The following is a 17,259-nucleotide window of genomic DNA, read 5'->3' as shown; positions in this document are numbered from 1 at the left end:
CTCGGAACGCGTAAATAGGGGCGTAGACTGATATGGCGAATACTCCGAAGAAGGTGAAAGACCCCACCGAAGTCGCTCTCTCGGCCATCCAGGAAGCGCTGAATATCAGCGACGTGGCGCCGACCGAGCCGACACGGGATACGGGATCGCGCCGAGACGGCGGACCGGCCCCCTCGCCCAAATCCTTCAACGACCCGTCCTTCGACGACCAGCCGATCGCCATGGACAACCGGGCGCAGTTCGACGGCGCCGAGAACCGGGCGCCCCGCCGCGCCGCCAACGACGATCGCGAAACCATCGGCCAACTGCTGCAGGCCATCCAGAAGGGCCGGCCCGGCCGCAACGCCTATACCCTTGCGACCGTGTTCTCGGGCGTCTGGCTCGCGGGTGCCGTCCTCCTCACCATCAGCTTCCTGCCCTCGCTGCAGACCCTGCTCGGGCAGGGCTCCGGCGGCGTGGTGGCGCTCGCCGGGTTGATCGCGCTGTTCGCGGCCCCCGTGCTGCTGTGCTATTTCCTCGCGACCCTGGCCTGGCGCGGCCAGGAGATGCGCATGATCGCGCAATCGATGGCCCAGGTCGCGATCCGCTTCTCCGAGCCCGAGGGCGCGGCGTCCGATTCCATGGTCACCGTCGGTCAGGCGATCCGCCGCGAAGTCGCGGCGATGGGCGATGGCGTCGAGCGCGCGATCGCGCGCGCCGGCGAACTCGAAACCCTGGTCGCCAACGAGGTCGCCGCGCTCGAGCGCGCCTACAGCGACAACGAAGTGCGCATCCGCGCCTTGCTGCAGGACATCGCCCATCAGCGCGACAACCTGGTCGGCCAGGCTGAACAGGTCCGCGCCGCCATTTCCGGCGTGCAGATCGATCTGCGCCAGGACATCGCCGTGATCAGCGACGCGATTGCGTCCCGCGTCGACGAGGTCGCGCGCACCATCACCATGGCACTTGAAGAGCGCGGACAGCACATCACCCAGGCGCTGGGCAATGCCGGCGACACCATGATCCTCGCGCTCGGCGAGCGCGGCGGCGACCTGCTCGACCGCCTCGAGGAAGCAAGCTCCGAGACCACCCGCGCGGTGCTCGACGCCAGCGAGCGTCTGACTGCGAGCCTGAACTTCAAGACCGGCGCGGTGCACGAGGAATTCGTCGACCTCGCCGACCGTGTCCACGACATGCTCAACGAGCGCATCGACCGCGTCACCCGCGAGTTCGCCGAGCAGTCCGCCAACATCGTCGACAGCATCTCGGATCGCACCGAGCTGGTGCACGATTCGCTGAAGACCTCGAGCGAATCGCTGCTGCTGGAGCTCGAGCTGCGCAGCAACGACCTGGTGCACAAGATCGACGAGTCCGGCCTGCGGCTCTCCAGCCGCATCCTCGACAGCGGCGACAAGGCCAACGACGCCCTCGACGGCACCATCAACACCCTGGTCGCCAAGGTGGTCAGCCAGACCGAGACCGCGCACGACAATCTCAGCTCGCAGATGATCGCGTTCGACGAACTGATGCGCGAGCAAGGCTCGGAACTGGCGGAAAAATTCTCCCGCGACAGCGGCACGCTGGGCGCCCTCATCACCCGCCACATCGCCGAGTTCGACCGCACCGTGAAAACCTTCGGCGGCGAGATCGTCGATCGGATGGGCCAGCGCACCCAGGACATCACCGACACCCTGAAGACCTATGTCGACACCTTCGACAACCGCGTGACCGCCCGCGCCGGCGACATCCACGGCGCGCTCGACCAGCGCCTGGCCGCGTTCCACACCACGCTGGAATCGCGCGTCACCAACCTCGATGTGTCGCTTGACACCCGCATCAAGGCGTTCGATGACAACATCGACACGCGGATCAGGTCGTTCGACGAGACCGTCGACGGCCGGCTGAAGTCGCTCGAAACCTCGTTCGACAATCGCGCCCGCTCGGTGACCGACACCATCGACACCCGCCTGCACGATCTGACCAACACGCTCAGCGGCGGCGCCGCGCAGGCGATCGACGCGCTCAATGACAAGGCGGCGACGCTGTCGACGGTGCTCACCGACGGCACCGCTCACGCCGTCGACCTGCTGGATTCGCGTATCGCCCACTTCACCTCGTCGCTCACCAACGGCACCACCGAGGTGGCCGGGGCGCTCGATACCCGCATCGTCGAACTCACCTCCTCGCTGCAGAGCGGCACGGCCGCGGTGGTGGGCGCGCTCGATACCCGTATTGCCACCCTCACCTCGTCGCTCGCGCAGGGCACCAGCCATGCGATCGATGCGATCGACCAGCGCATCAATACCGTGACCGAGATCATCGACGGTCGCAGCGCGCATCTGACCGACACCGTGACGTCGCGCTTCCAGGCGATCCATGACGGCCTGGAAAACCGCGCCGGCGCCGTCGCCAGCGACATCGAAACCCGCGTCACCCAGTTCGAGAACCTGCTGGGTTCCCGCATCGAGAACGTGGCGAACCGCTTCGAGAGCACCGGCCGCCAGGCCAGCGACGTGCTGGTCGCGCGCGCCGAGGAGCTCACCCAGAGCATCCGCGCCCGCGTCGACGATGCCGAGCGCTCGCTCGTGGTGCTGATGAACAACACCGCGGATTCGATCCAGAACAACGCACGCCTCGCCCACGAATCCCTGAGCAACGTCTCGGGCGATATCGGCGCCCAGATCAAGGCGGCGGTGACCGAGGCCGAGCAGACGCTGACCGCGACCGGCGCGACCACCGTGGCCGCGCTGTTCAACAGCTCGCGCGAAGCCCAGACCGCGCTGATCACCGGTTCGGAGGAAGCCACCACCCGCGCCAGGACGCTGTCCGGCGACATCGAGCGCGCCCTCGCCTCCGCCACCGCGACCACGACGGAGTCGGTGCTGGCGAGCGTGCGTGAAGCTCAGAACACGCTGATCAGCATGTCGACTGATACCGCGACCCAGACCAGGAACCTGTCGGCCGAGGTCGAGCGCATGTTGTCGACGGCCGGCTCGTCCACGGTGGAATCGGTGCTGGCCAGCGCCCGCGAAGTGCACACCACGCTGCTCAGCGCCTCCAGCGAAACCGCGAACCACGTCAAGACCCTGTCTTCCGACATCGAACAGACCCTGGCGGCCGCCGGCAACGCCACCGCGGCTGCGATCATGAACAGCGCGCGGGAGGTGCAGAGCACCCTGCTCACGGTTTCGTCCGAAGCCACCGGCCAGATCAAGGCACTCGCCAACGAGATCGAGCATTCGGTGTCGTTCGCGGGAACCAGCACGGCCGACTCGGTCATGGCCAGCGCCCGTGGGGCGCAGAGCCTGCTGCTCGCCACATCGAGCGACGCTGCTGCCCAAATCCAGGCGATTTCGGACAATATCGAGCGCACCATCAACTCCGTCGCGACCACCGCCGCCGACGTGCTGCAGACCAGTTCGCGCGACGCCCACGGCTCGGTGATCGCCGCCTCGAACGAGGCCAGTGCGGCCGTCATGGCCGCCGCCAGCAACGCCAGTGCGACGCTGTCCAGCATGTCGCGGGACACCAGCGCCGAACTCACCACCGCGGCGCAGGCGGCAAGCAACATCCTCTCCAACATGTCTCAGGAGAACGCGACCGTCCTGACAACGACGGCCCGCGAGACGGCAACCGGATTGACCGACACCGCTCGCGAGACGGCAGCCACGCTGATCAGCACGGCCCGTGAGACCATCGCCGGACTGACGACCGCGGCCCGCGACACGAGTGCGGAGCTGACGACCGCCGCCCGCGAGACCAGCGCGTCGGTCACCAACACGTCGCGCGAGACCAGCAAGGCACTGACGGCCGTGTCCCAGGAGGCGATCGCGGCTCTCGCGACCGCATCGCGCGACGCCAGCGCGTCCGTCGTCGCCGCATCGAACGAGGCAAGCAGCAAGGTCAAGTCGACCTCCAGCGAGATCGAGCGCTCGGTCATTACCGTGACCGGCCAGTTCGGCACGGTGCTGCTCGGCAAGACCGACGAAATCGTGACCGGCGTCAAGCAGCAGGCGGATCGCCTGGCGCAGATGGTCGACGCCTCGCGCGGATCGCTGATCCAGGCGCTCGGCGACCGCACCAACCAGATCAACATCGACATCACCCGCGTCACCGACGACGCGCTGAAGTCGATCGAGAGCAAGGGAACCGTGTTCTCGCAGAACCTCATCAAGAACAGCGCGGATCTCGCCCGCACCATCACCAACGCCAGCGAGATCGCGACCGGCGCGGTCAACAAGTCGCTCAAGGACATCGAACTGACCACCCGCAACGCGATCGACCAGTCGCGCCAGGTGGCCGCCGCCGCCGTGACCGAGATGCAGGAAACCAGCAAGATCCTGCGCACCGACACGGTTGCGCTGTTCGAACGGCTGCGCGAAGGCAACATCCTGCTGCAGGAGGTGCTGACCGGCGCCCACGACAACCTCAACTCGCTGGAACAGGCGCTTGTCACCCGGGTCGCGGACTTCGTCTCGACCATGAACGACGTGACCTCGCGCAACGGCGTCGCCACCAACACGCTGGAAGACCAGTTGACCGTCTTCAACACCAAGACCAACAAGGCGCTGGAGGATCTGGGCTCGCTATCGGGTCAGTTCGCTGCCCACGGCCAGTTGCTGGCCGATGCCGCGGCCATGGTTGAGAAGAGCAACAAGAGCACCACCCAGACCGTCAGCGAACGCAAGGCGGACCTGGAATCGCTGGTGACCACCATCGATCTGCGCACCGCCGACCTCGACCAGCGGCTGAGCCGCTTCACCGGTCTTCTTGATGAATCGCTGGCGGCGGCCGAGACCCGGGCACGCGACATCGCGCGGGTGGTGGCCGACACCGCCGGCAGCGGCGCCACCGCCATCACCCAGCAGTTCAAGGCGGTCCGCGAAGCTGCCGAGGACGAACGCCGGCATACGGCGGAGGCGATGAGCGAGCTATACGAACAGAACACCTCGCATGTGGAGGCCCTGTTCAAGCAGTCGACCGACAAGTTCGCCGGCGTGGTGCAGAGCATGAAGCAGATGGCTGGCGAAATGCACCGCGAGTTGGAGGCAACACGCGAAGAGCTGCGCCGTGGCGTGCTCGAAATCCCGCAGGAAGCCGCCGACTCCACCTCGCAGATGCGCAAGGTGATCGTCGACCAGATCGAGGCGCTGGCCGAACTGAACAAGATCGTCGCCCGTCATGGACGCGGCCTCGACGTGGTCAGCAGCAACACCAGCAGCAGCCGGTCGTACCAGCGTGACGAGGAGCCGATGATGGCCACCGCCGCAGCCGGTAGCCGCGGCAACGACGTCCCGTCACGGCCCGCGCCGCGCCGCGACAGCAGCGCATCGAACCTGCCACCACCGGATATCGGGCTGCCGATGGCGCAGCCCCGCCGCACCGAAGCCCCCCCGGTCAGCCCGAGCGCGGACCAGAGCGGCGACGGCTGGCTCTCCGGCCTGCTCAACCGCGCCGACACTGGTGCCGAGGCTCCGCGCAGCCGTCCTGCACCGCAGCCGGCTCGGCCTGCAGCAAGCAACGGCAATCCGCTGGACTCCCTGACGGTCGACATCGCCCGCCTGGTGGATCGCGATCTTGCAGCCGAAATGTGGGACCGCTATCAGCGCGGCGAGCGCAAGGCGTTCACCAAGCGGCTCTACACGCCGGCCGGCCAGAAGGCCTTCGACGAGGTAAGCCGCAAGTATCGCGCCGAGCGCAGCTTCAAGCAGACCGTCGACCGCTACATCACCGAGTTCGAGCGCCTGCTCGACGACGTGGCGCGGGACGAACGCGGCGCGCAGACCCTGCGCGGCTATCTCACCTCGGAAACCGGACTGGTCTATACCCTGCTCGCCCACGCGGCAGGTCGGCTGGGCTGATCGAACATCGATCGCGATTGAATGACAAAGGCGGAGGCGAAAGCCTCCGCTTTTTTGTGGCCGGCTTGTCGTTGCAGGACCGTACGGTACACTGCAGACGACGGCGCGCGGAAGGAACTCAACATGCAGCTTGATTGCCAGGAGCATCCTGATGTCGTCGCGCGCGAATGCCGCGTGCTCGATGCCCGCCCCGGCATGGTGCTGTTGGCCGGCTCGCCGATCTTTCCCGGCGGCGGCGGTCAGCTCATGGATATCGCATCAATTGCCTGGACCGGCGGCCGGGCGGCTGTTCGCGAGGTCACCGCGGGCGACGGCGGACTATGGCATGCGTTCGATGGCGACGCGGTCCTCGCCGACACGGTGCTGGTGACGATCGATGCGCCCTTCCGCAACCTGATGCGCGAGTTGCACACCCTCGCCCATGTCGCCAACAGCGTCGTGTTCCGAGATTTCGGCGGCGCGTTGCTGACCGGCGCCCAGCTCTCGGCCGACGCCACGTTCCGCCTCGACTTCGATCTGCCCGGCGCCGACAATGACCGGCTGCGCGCACTCGACGGCCCCATCAACGATGTGATCCGGCAGGATTTGCCGGTGCGTGCCTTTCATATGCCATGGGACGACGCTAATGCCACGGCGGGCCTGTTCCGCAGCAAATCCGTGGCACCGCCACGACAGGCCGATGGCCTGGTGCGCATTGTCGAGATCGCGGACCTCGACCGCCAGGGTTGCGGCGGCACGCACCTTGCCTCGACTGGCCAGGCACGGCGGGTCAAAATCCTCAAGATCGAGAACAAGGGGCGGCAGAACCGACGGGTGCGGATCGGATTCGCGGATTAATTGCTACCGCGCCCGCGCCCGTGCGTCCGCCGGCACCCGCACCACGGAACGCGGCTGATCCGGTCGCGTATCGCTACTGCTGGCGCCGAACAGCACGCGGGTCGGATTCTTGTCGAAATTATTGACGGCACGGCTGATGTCGTCGAGCGTGCGGCGTCCCTCGGCCATCAGGCCGCTGAGATCCTTGGCGCCGGAGGCGGTCAGGCGGTTGACGCCAGCGGTGATGTCGGCGGTGCGCTTGTCGAGGTTATCCGCAAGATCCCTGAACGACTTCACCGCCGCGACCAGCTCGCCGCCTTCCTTGCCGCCGATGAAGGCATCGACGCCGCTCATGATGCTGTCGATGCGCTCGGAGTTCTTCGCCAGTGTCGAGGCGAACGCCTCGATGCTCTGCAGCGAGGTGCGGATCACCGCCTGGTTGTCGGAGACCAACCGATTGAGGTTCTGCACCGAAGTGCGCACCGATTCCATCACGTCCTGGGTGGCGCTGAGGTCGGCGGTCAGGGTCGGAATGCCGGTGTCACCGGGCGGCACTTCGGGCGCGTCCGGCGATCCGCCCTTCAGCGAGATCGCGGCCACGCCAGTGAGGCCCTGGAATTCCAGGCCGACCAGGGTGTCCTGGCGGATCGGCGCCGTCTTGTCGACCGAGGTCAGCGCGATCACACGCTTGGGGTCGTCGATCTTGACCGACATCACCTCGCCGATGCGGATGCCGTTGAAGTTGACACTGGCGCCGGTGCGCAGGCCGGAGGCCGAGCCCTCGAACACGATCCGCAGCGGGTTGCGCGCCTTGGCCGCATGCAGGCTCTGGAACCACATCACGAATCCGAACCCGCAGGCGAGCACCGCCAGCGTGAAGAACCCGATCAGGACGTAATTCGCCCGCGTCTCCATCTCGTCTACTCCAACTACGAAGCTGTCAGCGCGCGTGCGCGCGCACCGTGAAAATACGCCCGCAGCCACGGATGCTGCGAAGCCATCATGTCGTTCATGGTGCCGATCGCGATCACCTTGCCGTCGCCCAGCACGGCAATGCGGTCGCAGGCGGTGTGCAGGCTGTCGAGGTCGTGGGTGACCATGAACACGGTCAACCCCAAAGTCCGCTGCAAGGTCCGCACCAGTTCGTCGAATTCGCCGGCGCCGATCGGATCGAGGCCCGAGGTCGGCTCGTCCAGGAACACGATGTCCGGATCGAGCGCCAGCGCCCGCGCCAAGGCCACACGTTTGATCATGCCGCCGGACAGTTCTGACGGAAAACGTTCCGCCACCTCCGGCTTCAGCCCGACCATGGCAAGCTTGGCCATGGTGATTTCGTCGAGCAGCCGATCCGACAGCTTGAGATATTCGCGCACCGGAAACTGGATGTTCTGCCGCACCGACAGTGACGAGAACAGCGCGCCATGCTGGAACAGCACGCCCCAGCGCCGCTCGACACTGCGCCGCGAGGTTCTGTCAGCCGCATCCATATCCGTTCCCAGCACCTCGATGTGGCCGCTGAGCTTCGGCACCAGGCCGATGATGGTGCGCATCAGCACCGACTTGCCGGCCCCCGAAGCGCCGACAAAGCCGAGGATCTCGCCGCGGCGAATATCCAGGTCGAGGCCATCCAGCACCTTTCGGGCGCCGAACCGGACCGACACGTCGCGCACCGAGATGATCGCGCTCTCGGACGTCGGGTCCCGGAATATCGTGTCTCGGGTCAAAGTATCTTGGGTCAAAGTATCTCGGGTCATCGCGCTAGATCCCGATCGAGGCGAAGAAGATGGCGAACACGCCATCCATGACGATGACCAGGAAGATCGACTTCACCACCGACGACGTCGTGCGCTGTCCCAGCGATTCCGCGCTGCCCTGCACCAGCAGGCCCTCGACACTGGCAACGATGCCGATCACCAGCGCCATGAACGGCGCCTTGATCATGCCGACCACGAAGTGATCGATCGAGATCGCCTCGCGCAGGCGGAACAGGAACGCATCGGGATCGACGCCGCCATAGAGCCAGGCCACGAGGCCACCGCCATAAAGCGCGGCCATCGCGCCGATGAAGGTCAGCGCCGGCAGCGCCACCAGCAGCGCCAGGATGCGCGGCAGGATCAAGACCTCCACCGGGTCGAAGCCCATCGTGCGCAGGGCGTCGATCTCCTCGCGCATCTTCATCGATCCGAGCTCGGCGGTGTATGAGCTGCCGGAGCGCCCCGCCACCATGATGGCGACGATCAGCACGCCGATCTCGCGCAGCACCAGCACGCCCAGCATGTCGACCACGAACACGTCGGCGCCGAACTGGCGGAAATGAAACAAGCCCTGCTGGGCGATGATGCAGCCGATCAGGAAGGTGATCAGGGTCACGATCGGCACCGCGCGCCAGCCGACCTGCTCGATGTGATGCACCATCGAGGTGAAGCGAAAATTGCTCGGCCGCAGCGCGACGCGGGTGCCCGCGACCACCAGCGCGCCGGTCATGTCGACCAGCGCGATCAGCGACTCGCCGATCTCCACCACGCCGCGCCCGACTCTGTCGAACATGCCGATCAGGGAAAACCGCCGCCGCGCCGGCCACTCGGCAGTGCCGACGCGCCGCACTTCGTCGACCAGACTGGAATAGTCCGCCGACAGGCCCGCGATCCTGGGCTCGACACCGCCTTGGGCGAGACCACGGCGCAGCCGCTCGATCAGCCAGGCGCCGAAGGTATCGAGCTTGGCGATTTGCGAGACGTCGATCAGCACGCCGGTTTGGGCGCCGTCGAGCTTGGCGGCGGCGTCCACCATGCGCTCGAGCACGCGGGCATGCTGCGCCGTCCAGGGCCCGGACGCCTGCAACGCCACGCTGCCGCCATCGGCGACGCGTTCCAAAGTCGGCTCACCACCCACCGTCAAGTCCTGTTCCGATGCCCGAATCCGAGTTCCGCGAACTCAGCGCGCGCTTTTTCATAAGCCAACTTGGGATTCAAATGGGCCTTTTGAAATGGCGATTCATGTTGAGTTTTGTTGCGAACTCGCGCGCGCCTGCCCACTGGGGACTTCGCGCCACAACCCAAACCACAAGCGCGGTGCATTTACAGCCACACATTTAAAGCCATACTGGGGCAAATGTGACAATTCCGTCAAGAAAATCACCAGATTTCTGAATGACTTCCACCCTACCCCGGAACCTTCTGGCCCGAATCGAGCGCTGGCCGATCGCGGGCAGCTTCACCATCAGCCGCGGCGCCAAGACCGAGGCGGTGGTGGTGGTCGCGAAGGTGTCCGCGGGCAACCTCACCGGCCGCGGCGAATGCACCCCCTACGCCCGCTATGGGGAAACACCTGAGAGCACGCTCAACGCCATCGAGGCCATGGTGGAGCCGCTGCGCAGCGGGCTCGACAGGGCAGGCCTGCAGACCGCGATGCCGGCGAGCGCAGCCCGCAACGCGCTGGATTGCGCCATGCTCGATCTGGAAGCCAAAACAGCCGGCCGGCGGATCTGGGATCTGCTGGGCCGCCCCGCGCCCGCACCATGCACCACGGCTTACACTCTCTCGCTGGGCACCCCCGAGGCCATGGCGGAGGCGGCGGCACGCGCCGCGCACCGGCCGCTGCTCAAGGTCAAATTGGGCGGCGACGGCGATGGCGCGCGGATCGCGGCGGTGCGCACTGCGGCGCCTCGCTCCGAGCTGATCGTCGACGCCAACGAGGCCTGGACATCAGCCAATCTGGAACACAACCTCAACGCCTGCGCCCAGGTCGGCGTCACCCTGGTGGAGCAGCCGCTGCCCGCCGGCCATGACGACGCGCTGGCGCGGATTCAGCGACCGATCCCGGTCTGCGCCGACGAAAGTGTCCATGCCCGCGCCTCGCTGGCGGCACTGCGCGACCGCTACGACGCCGTGAACATCAAGCTCGACAAGACCGGCGGCCTGACCGAGGCGCTGGCGATGGCCGACGAGGCCCGCGCGCTCGGCTTCGACATCATGGTCGGCTGCATGGTGGCCACTTCGCTGGCCATGGCGCCGGCCATGCTGATTGCGCAGCAGGCGCGCCTGGTCGATCTCGACGGACCGCTACTGCTGTCAGCCGACCGCGATGGCGGGCTGCATTACGATGGTTCGACGGTCTATCCGCCCGACGCCGGGCTCTGGGGCTGAACGCTATCCGCCGACAGGTGGTACCGCTTGCCGGCAAACAGGATCAGACCGGCACCGACAAACGCCATCGCCGACATCCCATAATAGGCCCCCTCACCGTAACGCGCATACAGCGGGCCCGACGCAATGGTCGCGCTGCTCATGGCGATGCCGGTCGCGGCGACCAGATAGCCCTGCGCCGAGGCCATCACCTGGGCCGGCACGTGACGCAGCAATAAGCCGACGACGCCGACCTGGGTCAGGCCGAACGTCAGTCCGTGCGTGATCTGGATCAGCGCCAGCAGCGGCAGCGGCGGCTGTTGCGCCGTCAGCACCCAGCGCAGCGTGGCGCTGGCGGCGCCGAGCGCCACCAGTGTCACCGGCGACCAGGTAAACCGCGGCGAGATCGCAAACACCACGATCTCGGCGACCACGCCGAGCGACCACAGCAGCGACACGGTCACTCCGCCGAGCCCCGCCTGCTGCCAAGCGATCGACGCGAAGGAATAGAGCGTGGCGTGACTGCCCTGCACCAGGGCCGAGGTGAAGATGATGGCGAGGAAACCGGGATTGCGCAGCAGCATCACGGCGCGCGGCTGCGGCCCCGAAACCGGGACAGCCGCCAGCGGCTGCAGCCGCAGGCTGGTCAACGCGCCGATCAGCGCCATCGCCGCCATCACCCAGATCACCCGGGTGGCCGAGACCATGTCGACGAGCAGGCCGCATGCCAGTGCGCCGATCACAAAGGCCGCCGATCCCCACAGCCGCACCGGACCGTAATCGAATCCGTACTGGCGGACGCCTTTGAGGGCGTAGCCGTCGACCATCGGAATGATCGGGGTCCAGACGCAGGCGGTCAGGACAAACAACAGCAGGATCGGCAGCGGCTGCTGAAACTGGCCGACCATGAGAAAGCCGAATGAGGTGAGCGCGGCCAGCACCACGATGGCCTGCCGCAGGACGCGGCGCCGCTCCGCAAAGCCGGTGACGAACGGCAGCACCGTGAAGCGGGTCAGCGCCGGCATCGCGGTAATGATCCCGATCCACCAGACGTCGACACCAACGGCTTTGAGCCAGACCGGAAAGTACGGCAGGCTGATTCCGGTCAGTCCGAACACGGCGCCGTAGACGATCGCCAGGCGGAGCGCGAATCGCTTCGTAACGTCGGGCGAGGCAACGGGAATTTGTGAATCTCCAATCATCAATTCAATTGCGATTCGCTGGCTTTCATGGTGATCGTATGTAGCGCGGGTGGTTTTGCGTCGAAACAGCGCGATCAACGAACGACCAGTTATTTACAGCGCGTGGGTAACGCGCCGGACGGATCATGGCCAACGACGCCTTCGCACTCTCGCCGATCTCAGCCAGCGGAACGCTGCCGTCCGAATCGGATTACCAGGCCATCAGCGAAGCCTTCATGGAGACCTCGCGGGGGCGCTGGTTTCTGAAGGAATACGCCCGCCGCAACCGCAATGCCGACACCGCCATGGTGCTGGAAGCTGTGGCACGGGTCGAATCGATCGTCGCGGCACAAAAGCAGGAGGCGGCATCTCCGCCCGTGGCTCAGCTCGCCGACATCGCGGCAATCCGCAGCGCTGTTGACGAGGCCAGGGCCACCGCGTCGAAAGCCCTCACCGAGTTGCATGCCGACACCGCGCTGGCGCCGGCGCACAAGGGCCTGCGCGTCATCCTCGAGGTGGCCTGGCGGCTGCGCGAGATCGGCTACGATAACCGGATCTGCGATATCCTCGAGACCCAGGCGCGCGCGATCGGCGCCAGCCACGACGCGCTGGCCGGCCACGATGCACCCGCCACCGTGCTGGCATCGTTCGACCTGATCGCGCGGAAAATCAGCGAACTCGCCGACGAGACCGGCATTGCGCCCACCCCCGCATCCACGTCGGTTGCGGAAAACGTGGTCAGCCTCTGGCCGTCGTCGCCGAACGTCAGCGACACCACAGCAGCCGAGCCGGCCGAGGCCGCCGCCATCGCGGTCGAGCCACCGGCCAGCGCATCGATCAGCGACATGCCCGTGGCGCGCACGCAGGACATCGTTGAGCCGGTCGCCGCGGTCGAGGCGATGGCACAGCCGGTCGAAGCCATTGCAGAAACAGGGTTGGCCGAAACACTGGCGGCTGCCCCAGCGGACGCGACAACTGCCGCCATTTCTGAAGACGCGCCGGCCAGCGCTTCAATCGCAGACGCCTCGATTGCCGACAGCGACGAACCCGTCGCACCGACGGCGGCCATCGAACCTCAGGTGGCCCCGGTCGAAGCCGTTGCAGAAACGGGACTGGCAGAAACGGGACTGGCAGAAACAGGGCTGGCAGAAACAGGGCTGGCCGAAACGAGCGGCGCGGAAGCAGAACTGGCAGCACTGGAAGGCGCGACGGCCGCCACACCTCCGGCTGAACCACCGGCCGACGCATCCACCGCCGACACGCCTTTTGCAAGCATGGAAGAGGCCTTCGTGGCAGCGGCCGCAATTTCGCCTGCGGTGCAGCCGATCGATGCCGTCGCCGAAGACCTGACGCCTGAACTGGCGCTCGCCGCGATGGTCGAAATCGCAGGTCAAACACCGGTCGATGCGACGATCGCCAACGCGCCCCCGGCGAGCACAGAAGCCCCCATTGTCCCGGTCGCGGTCATCGAACCGCAGCCGGTTCAGCCGACTGAGGCCGTCGCAGACGCGCCAGTCCCTGAACCGCAGGCCACAGCCGAACCGCCGGTCTCGCTCGGCAGCGCCCTGATCGCGCTAGGCATGGTGTCGAACCCGGTTGTCCGGTCCGATCCCCTGGCGCCGATCCGCCGCATGAGCCAGGCAGAGCGGATCGCGTTCTTCAGCTAGCTCCATTGATGATGACATTCGCTCGACTTTGGAGCAACATTGCGGGATCGGCCCCGACGATTTGATCGTGCCTATAAGCTCCGGAGTTCTCGGGCTGGGACGAAGCGATTGCTGTGAAGTTATTCCTGTAAAGTTTTATTCGGACGATTCATTGAGAGCCGGCTCATGTCAGTCGATGTGCTGCTGTATGTGGCTTTGGGAGAAGAGTTTCGGTACGTCATGGACGTGCTGGGCGACGGCTTTGAGGATCATGAGGCTGCAGACCTGACGCTGACATACTTTGTCGGCAAAATTCCCTCGCCAGTCCAGCAGCGTGATCTGTCCATCGTCGTGGTGCCCGCGGGCAAGATGGGCAACACGAGATCCGCAACATTCACCTCCGCGCTGATCACCGAGTTCGATCCACGCAACGTCGTTGTGCTCGGAATAGCCGGCTCGCTGAGCGACGATCTCAACCCCGGCGACATTTTCATCCCGGACAGTGTGAACGAATACCTTGCGAACGCGGCATCGACCGGCGACGGCAAGGAATGGACGCTCGACACATCGGGCAATCGATTCACCACCTCACCTCGCCTGTTGAACAGGTTTGGGGTGTTCTGGAGGACCGGGAAAACATATTTTGACCAATGGCAGCAGGACATGGCCGCGCATTCCGATGCGCTGATCACACCGAAGATCCGCGCGGCACTCGCCGCCGAAAACCTGTCGCTGCCGGACAATCGACTGCTTGCCGGCGACGACAGGAATCTGGCGAGCGGACCGGCCGTCGGCAAAGGCACCGCCTTCGGGCAGTGGGTGCGCAAACGAATAGATCGCAAAATCGCAGCCATGGAGATGGAGTCGGCCGGTGTCCATGATGCGACATTGATCCGCGCAAGGCCCCCGAGGGCGATCGCCATCCGCGCCATCTCCGATTTCGCCGATGAGCGAAAGGAGAAGATCGAGAAGATCGCCGGCAACCGCGTCCGCATTCTCGCGACCAAAAACGCGGTGTCCCTGTTTGTCGCTGCCGTCCGCGCCGGGCTGTTCAGGGAGGAACAGGAGACTGCCGTACCCGTTCCGCCGCAGGTCGAGACTGCCCCCACCAAGCTGTTTGCGATCAAGCTGGTTCAAATCCGGGACCAGCTTGGAAAGCTGATCGGCGAAAGCCTGGAGCACGGACAACTTGAGGCCGAAACACTTGCCCAGCAGATTCTGAATGCTCGCAATGTGGGGACCAAGCCCAGTTTTTCGGTCCAATACGCGGAGGCAGGCGCCATCCTCGCCGAAAAAGAGCGTCTAGAGAAGGCCGGCAACCCTGACCTGCTCCAGCAGCGCGACATCGCCGACTTCGAGCACAGATTGAGGACACTGGACTATAAATCGAGCATGGTCCTGCGGCGCCTGGAGATCCTCTTCCACCCCAAGCTGACCAGGCAAATCCAGGATTCCGGGCCCCAATATGCCCAAAGAATCCTCGGCCTATTGGAGCTGATGTGGACGCGCTCGGCATCGACGGACCCGAGTCGCGACGTGGCCGTTTGGCACAGCGGGACTCAGCGGAGAATGGCGGGTCCCATCGGCAATGCGATAGCGACGAACGAAGGTTTCGAACGTTATCTGGCCCGCGGAGGCGGCTCCGGCGATTTCCTCGTCAACGTGTATCCGGAGCTGAGGGACCGACGTTGTTTTCCCCTCATGATTGATCTCATTTCCCAGACCAACTTTGTCCCGCCGACTGACAGTGAGTTCGGCCATTACGGGCCCCTGCCCGACGACGATGCTCTGTTTGACCTGGATAACTGGCGCATAACACTCGAATGACGCTTCGAGTCTTTGCAGGGCACCGGCATCAGCCGCCGGGCGCGCCGCGTGTGTTGACGTAGAGCGCGTAGAGCGACTGGCTCGCCGCCATGAACAGGCGGTTGCGCGCGACGCCGCCGAAGCACAGATTGGCGCAGCGCTCGGGCAACGCGATCCGGCCGATCGGGGTGGTATCCGGCGCAAAGATCATGACGCCGTCGAGACCGTCTCCGGTGCCCCAGCCGGCCCACAGATTGCCGTCGACATCGCAGCGAAAACCGTCGGGCGATCCCTTAGGCCCTGCGTCGATGAACACGCGATCGTTGCTCAGCGAAATGCCGTCGGATCCGACATCGAAGGCGCGGATACGCTTAGGCAGGGCGCCGGACTCGACCACATAGAGGCGCCTCTCGTCGGGGGAGAAGCAGATGCCGTTGGGGCGAACTATGCTGTCGGCGACGACGCTGACCCGACCGGTGGCCGGATCGAGGCGATAGACGTTGGTCGGCAGTTCGGGTTCGGCCTTGTAGCCCTCGTAGTCTCCGAGAATCCCGAACGGCGGATCGGTGAACCAGATGCTGTCGTCGCTCTTCACCACCACATCGTTCGGCGAGTTCAATCGCTTGCCGTCGAAACGATCGATCAGGACCGTGATCGTGCCGTCGTATTCGGTCCGCGTCACCCGCCGCCCGCCGTGCTCGCAAGTGATCAGCCGGCCCTGGCGATCCCTTGTATTGCCGTTGGCGAAGTTGGACGGCTTGCGAAACACGCTGGTGACGCCGGTTTCCTCGTCCCAGCGCAGCATGCGGTTGTTGGGAATATCGCTCCACAGCAGGTAACGTCCGTCGCCGAACCAGACCGGCCCCTCCGCCCAGCGCAGCCCCGTCGTCAGCCGCTCGACCGCGGAGAGGACGATATGATACTTCGCAAACCGCGGATCGAGAATTTCAATCGCGGGATCGGGATAACGAGGGCTGGGTTGCCACATGACGTCAGCTCCTGAAGTTCAAGAAGACATGTCCCGCAGCCGCCCGACGGCGCGGGACTGATCAGATCAGAAGCTGCGTCCTGATCGCATCGCGGCGCTCGGCATCGACAGCGAGTTCGTCGCGAAGATAACCGTCGAGACTGCCGTGCCGCTCGACAATCCCGGCGAATGCGGCGTCTAGATAATTCGGCTCAACCATCATCAGCGCACGAATGGCGTCGTCGCTCAGCGTCGTCCCGTACTGGCTGCGGATGACGCTGGCACCGGCCTCGATCCTGGCCTCGACATGCCCCGCCACGTTGGTCAGCAGATAGTCGGCCATCATGTCGTCGCGATGCACGCCGAGCAGCGAATGCAGCAGCGCCACCGCAAGTCCGGTGCGATCCTTGCCGGCGGCGCAATGCACCAGCGCCGGCCCGTCGTCGGACGCCAGCGCCGCAAAATAGTCGCGCATCACCTGCACCAGAAACGGCCGGAACGGCATCGCGGCATAGCCCCGGCACATTGCCCCCCGAATGCCCTCAGAGCCGTCGACCTCGCGCGCCGCCTGCAGATGCGGCGCGAGCCCGGCGGTCTCCTCATCGGTGAAGATTACTCGAGCCCCAAAACCCTCGGGACGCGGGCACGGCGCGGCTTCACGCTCGCGGGCGCCGCGCAGATCCACCACGGTCGAAAGACCGAGCGCGCCGACCTTCAGCAGATCGTCAGGGCTTGCCCCTTGATGCTGCGCGGACCGGTACAGACGGCCTTTCGCCACCCGCCCACCGCCGGCGGTTGGGTAATCGCCATAATCGCGAAAATTATGAATCCCGGCGAACGGCAGGACCCGCTCGTTCGCACCAGGCCCGTCCTGCATGC

General features: G+C 65.6%; 11 protein-coding genes. 5 read left to right on the top strand and 6 right to left on the bottom strand.

The genetic code is table 11. From position 1 onward, the window contains the following. Nucleotides 1–32: 32 nt before the first annotated feature. Both RS897_RS25360 and RS897_RS25355 read left to right on the top strand, forming a co-directional pair. The gene (locus RS897_RS25360) at nucleotides 33–5,840 is read left to right on the top strand and encodes an apolipoprotein A-IV repeat region-like domain-containing protein (RefSeq protein ID WP_315831462.1); all 5,808 of its coding nucleotides are present in this window, start codon (nucleotides 33–35) and stop codon (nucleotides 5,838–5,840) included. A 123-nt stretch (nucleotides 5,841–5,963) separates the two neighbouring features. Beyond that, complete coding sequence (locus tag RS897_RS25355; protein WP_315831461.1) at nucleotides 5,964–6,677, top strand: alanyl-tRNA editing protein; 714 nt, start codon at nucleotides 5,964–5,966, stop codon at nucleotides 6,675–6,677. 3 nt (nucleotides 6,678–6,680) lie between these two features. Here the strand turns inward: RS897_RS25355 and RS897_RS25350 are convergent, their stop codons facing one another. The 3 genes from RS897_RS25350 to RS897_RS25340 are packed head-to-tail and all read right to left on the bottom strand — an operon-like array spanning nucleotide 6,681 to nucleotide 9,548. Beyond that, on the bottom strand, nucleotides 6,681–7,571 hold the full coding sequence (locus tag RS897_RS25350; RefSeq protein ID WP_315831460.1) for an MlaD family protein: 891 nt from the start codon (nucleotides 7,569–7,571) through the stop codon (nucleotides 6,681–6,683). Between the two features lie 14 nt (nucleotides 7,572–7,585). Next, entirely contained in the window at nucleotides 7,586–8,410 is an 825-nt protein-coding gene (locus RS897_RS25345; RefSeq protein WP_315831459.1) for an ABC transporter ATP-binding protein, read from the bottom strand. 4 nt (nucleotides 8,411–8,414) lie between these two features. Beyond that, complete coding sequence (locus RS897_RS25340) at nucleotides 8,415–9,548, bottom strand: MlaE family ABC transporter permease (RefSeq protein WP_315831458.1); 1,134 nt, start codon at nucleotides 9,546–9,548, stop codon at nucleotides 8,415–8,417. 257 nt (nucleotides 9,549–9,805) lie between these two features. Here RS897_RS25340 and dgcA point away from each other — a divergent pair, with 257 nt between their 5' ends. Further along, nucleotides 9,806–10,801 carry an N-acetyl-D-Glu racemase DgcA gene (gene dgcA / locus RS897_RS25335; RefSeq protein ID WP_315831457.1) on the top strand — a complete coding sequence of 332 codons (996 nt, stop codon included), beginning with the start codon at nucleotides 9,806–9,808 and terminating at the stop codon, nucleotides 10,799–10,801. Here dgcA and RS897_RS25330 read toward each other — a convergent pair. Further along, nucleotides 10,771–11,982 (bottom strand): MFS transporter, encoded by a 1,212-nt coding sequence (locus RS897_RS25330; RefSeq protein ID WP_315831456.1) that lies wholly within the window; start codon nucleotides 11,980–11,982, stop codon nucleotides 10,771–10,773. The two genes, dgcA and RS897_RS25330, sit on opposite strands and share 31 nt — an antisense overlap. Nucleotides 11,983–12,107: 125 nt before the next feature. Between RS897_RS25330 and RS897_RS25325 the strand changes: the two genes are divergently transcribed. Both RS897_RS25325 and RS897_RS25320 read left to right on the top strand, forming a co-directional pair. Beyond that, a complete protein-coding gene (locus RS897_RS25325) occupies nucleotides 12,108–13,628 on the top strand; it encodes a hypothetical protein (protein ID WP_315831455.1) in 1,521 nt (506 codons plus the stop codon). 165 nt (nucleotides 13,629–13,793) lie between these two features. After that, nucleotides 13,794–15,434: a 5'-methylthioadenosine/S-adenosylhomocysteine nucleosidase family protein gene (locus tag RS897_RS25320; protein ID WP_315831454.1), complete on the top strand. Its 1,641-nt coding sequence runs from the start codon at nucleotides 13,794–13,796 to the stop codon at nucleotides 15,432–15,434. 28 nt (nucleotides 15,435–15,462) lie between these two features. Here the strand turns inward: RS897_RS25320 and RS897_RS25315 are convergent, their stop codons facing one another. Beyond that, nucleotides 15,463–16,401 (bottom strand): SMP-30/gluconolactonase/LRE family protein, encoded by a 939-nt coding sequence (locus RS897_RS25315; protein WP_315831453.1) that lies wholly within the window; start codon nucleotides 16,399–16,401, stop codon nucleotides 15,463–15,465. Nucleotides 16,402–16,462: 61 nt separating this feature from the next. Beyond that, nucleotides 16,463–17,257, bottom strand: a complete 795-nt coding sequence (locus RS897_RS25310) for a tyrosine-protein phosphatase (protein ID WP_315831452.1) — start codon at nucleotides 17,255–17,257, stop codon at nucleotides 16,463–16,465. Nucleotides 17,258–17,259 lie beyond the last annotated feature (2 nt).

The sequence above is a fragment of the Bradyrhizobium prioriisuperbiae genome (genome assembly GCF_032397745.1).
Classification (GTDB): domain Bacteria; phylum Pseudomonadota; class Alphaproteobacteria; order Rhizobiales; family Xanthobacteraceae; genus Bradyrhizobium_A; species Bradyrhizobium_A prioriisuperbiae.
Note: the sequence above shows the minus strand (reverse complement) of the source record. Positions and strands in the feature narration are given on the sequence as shown.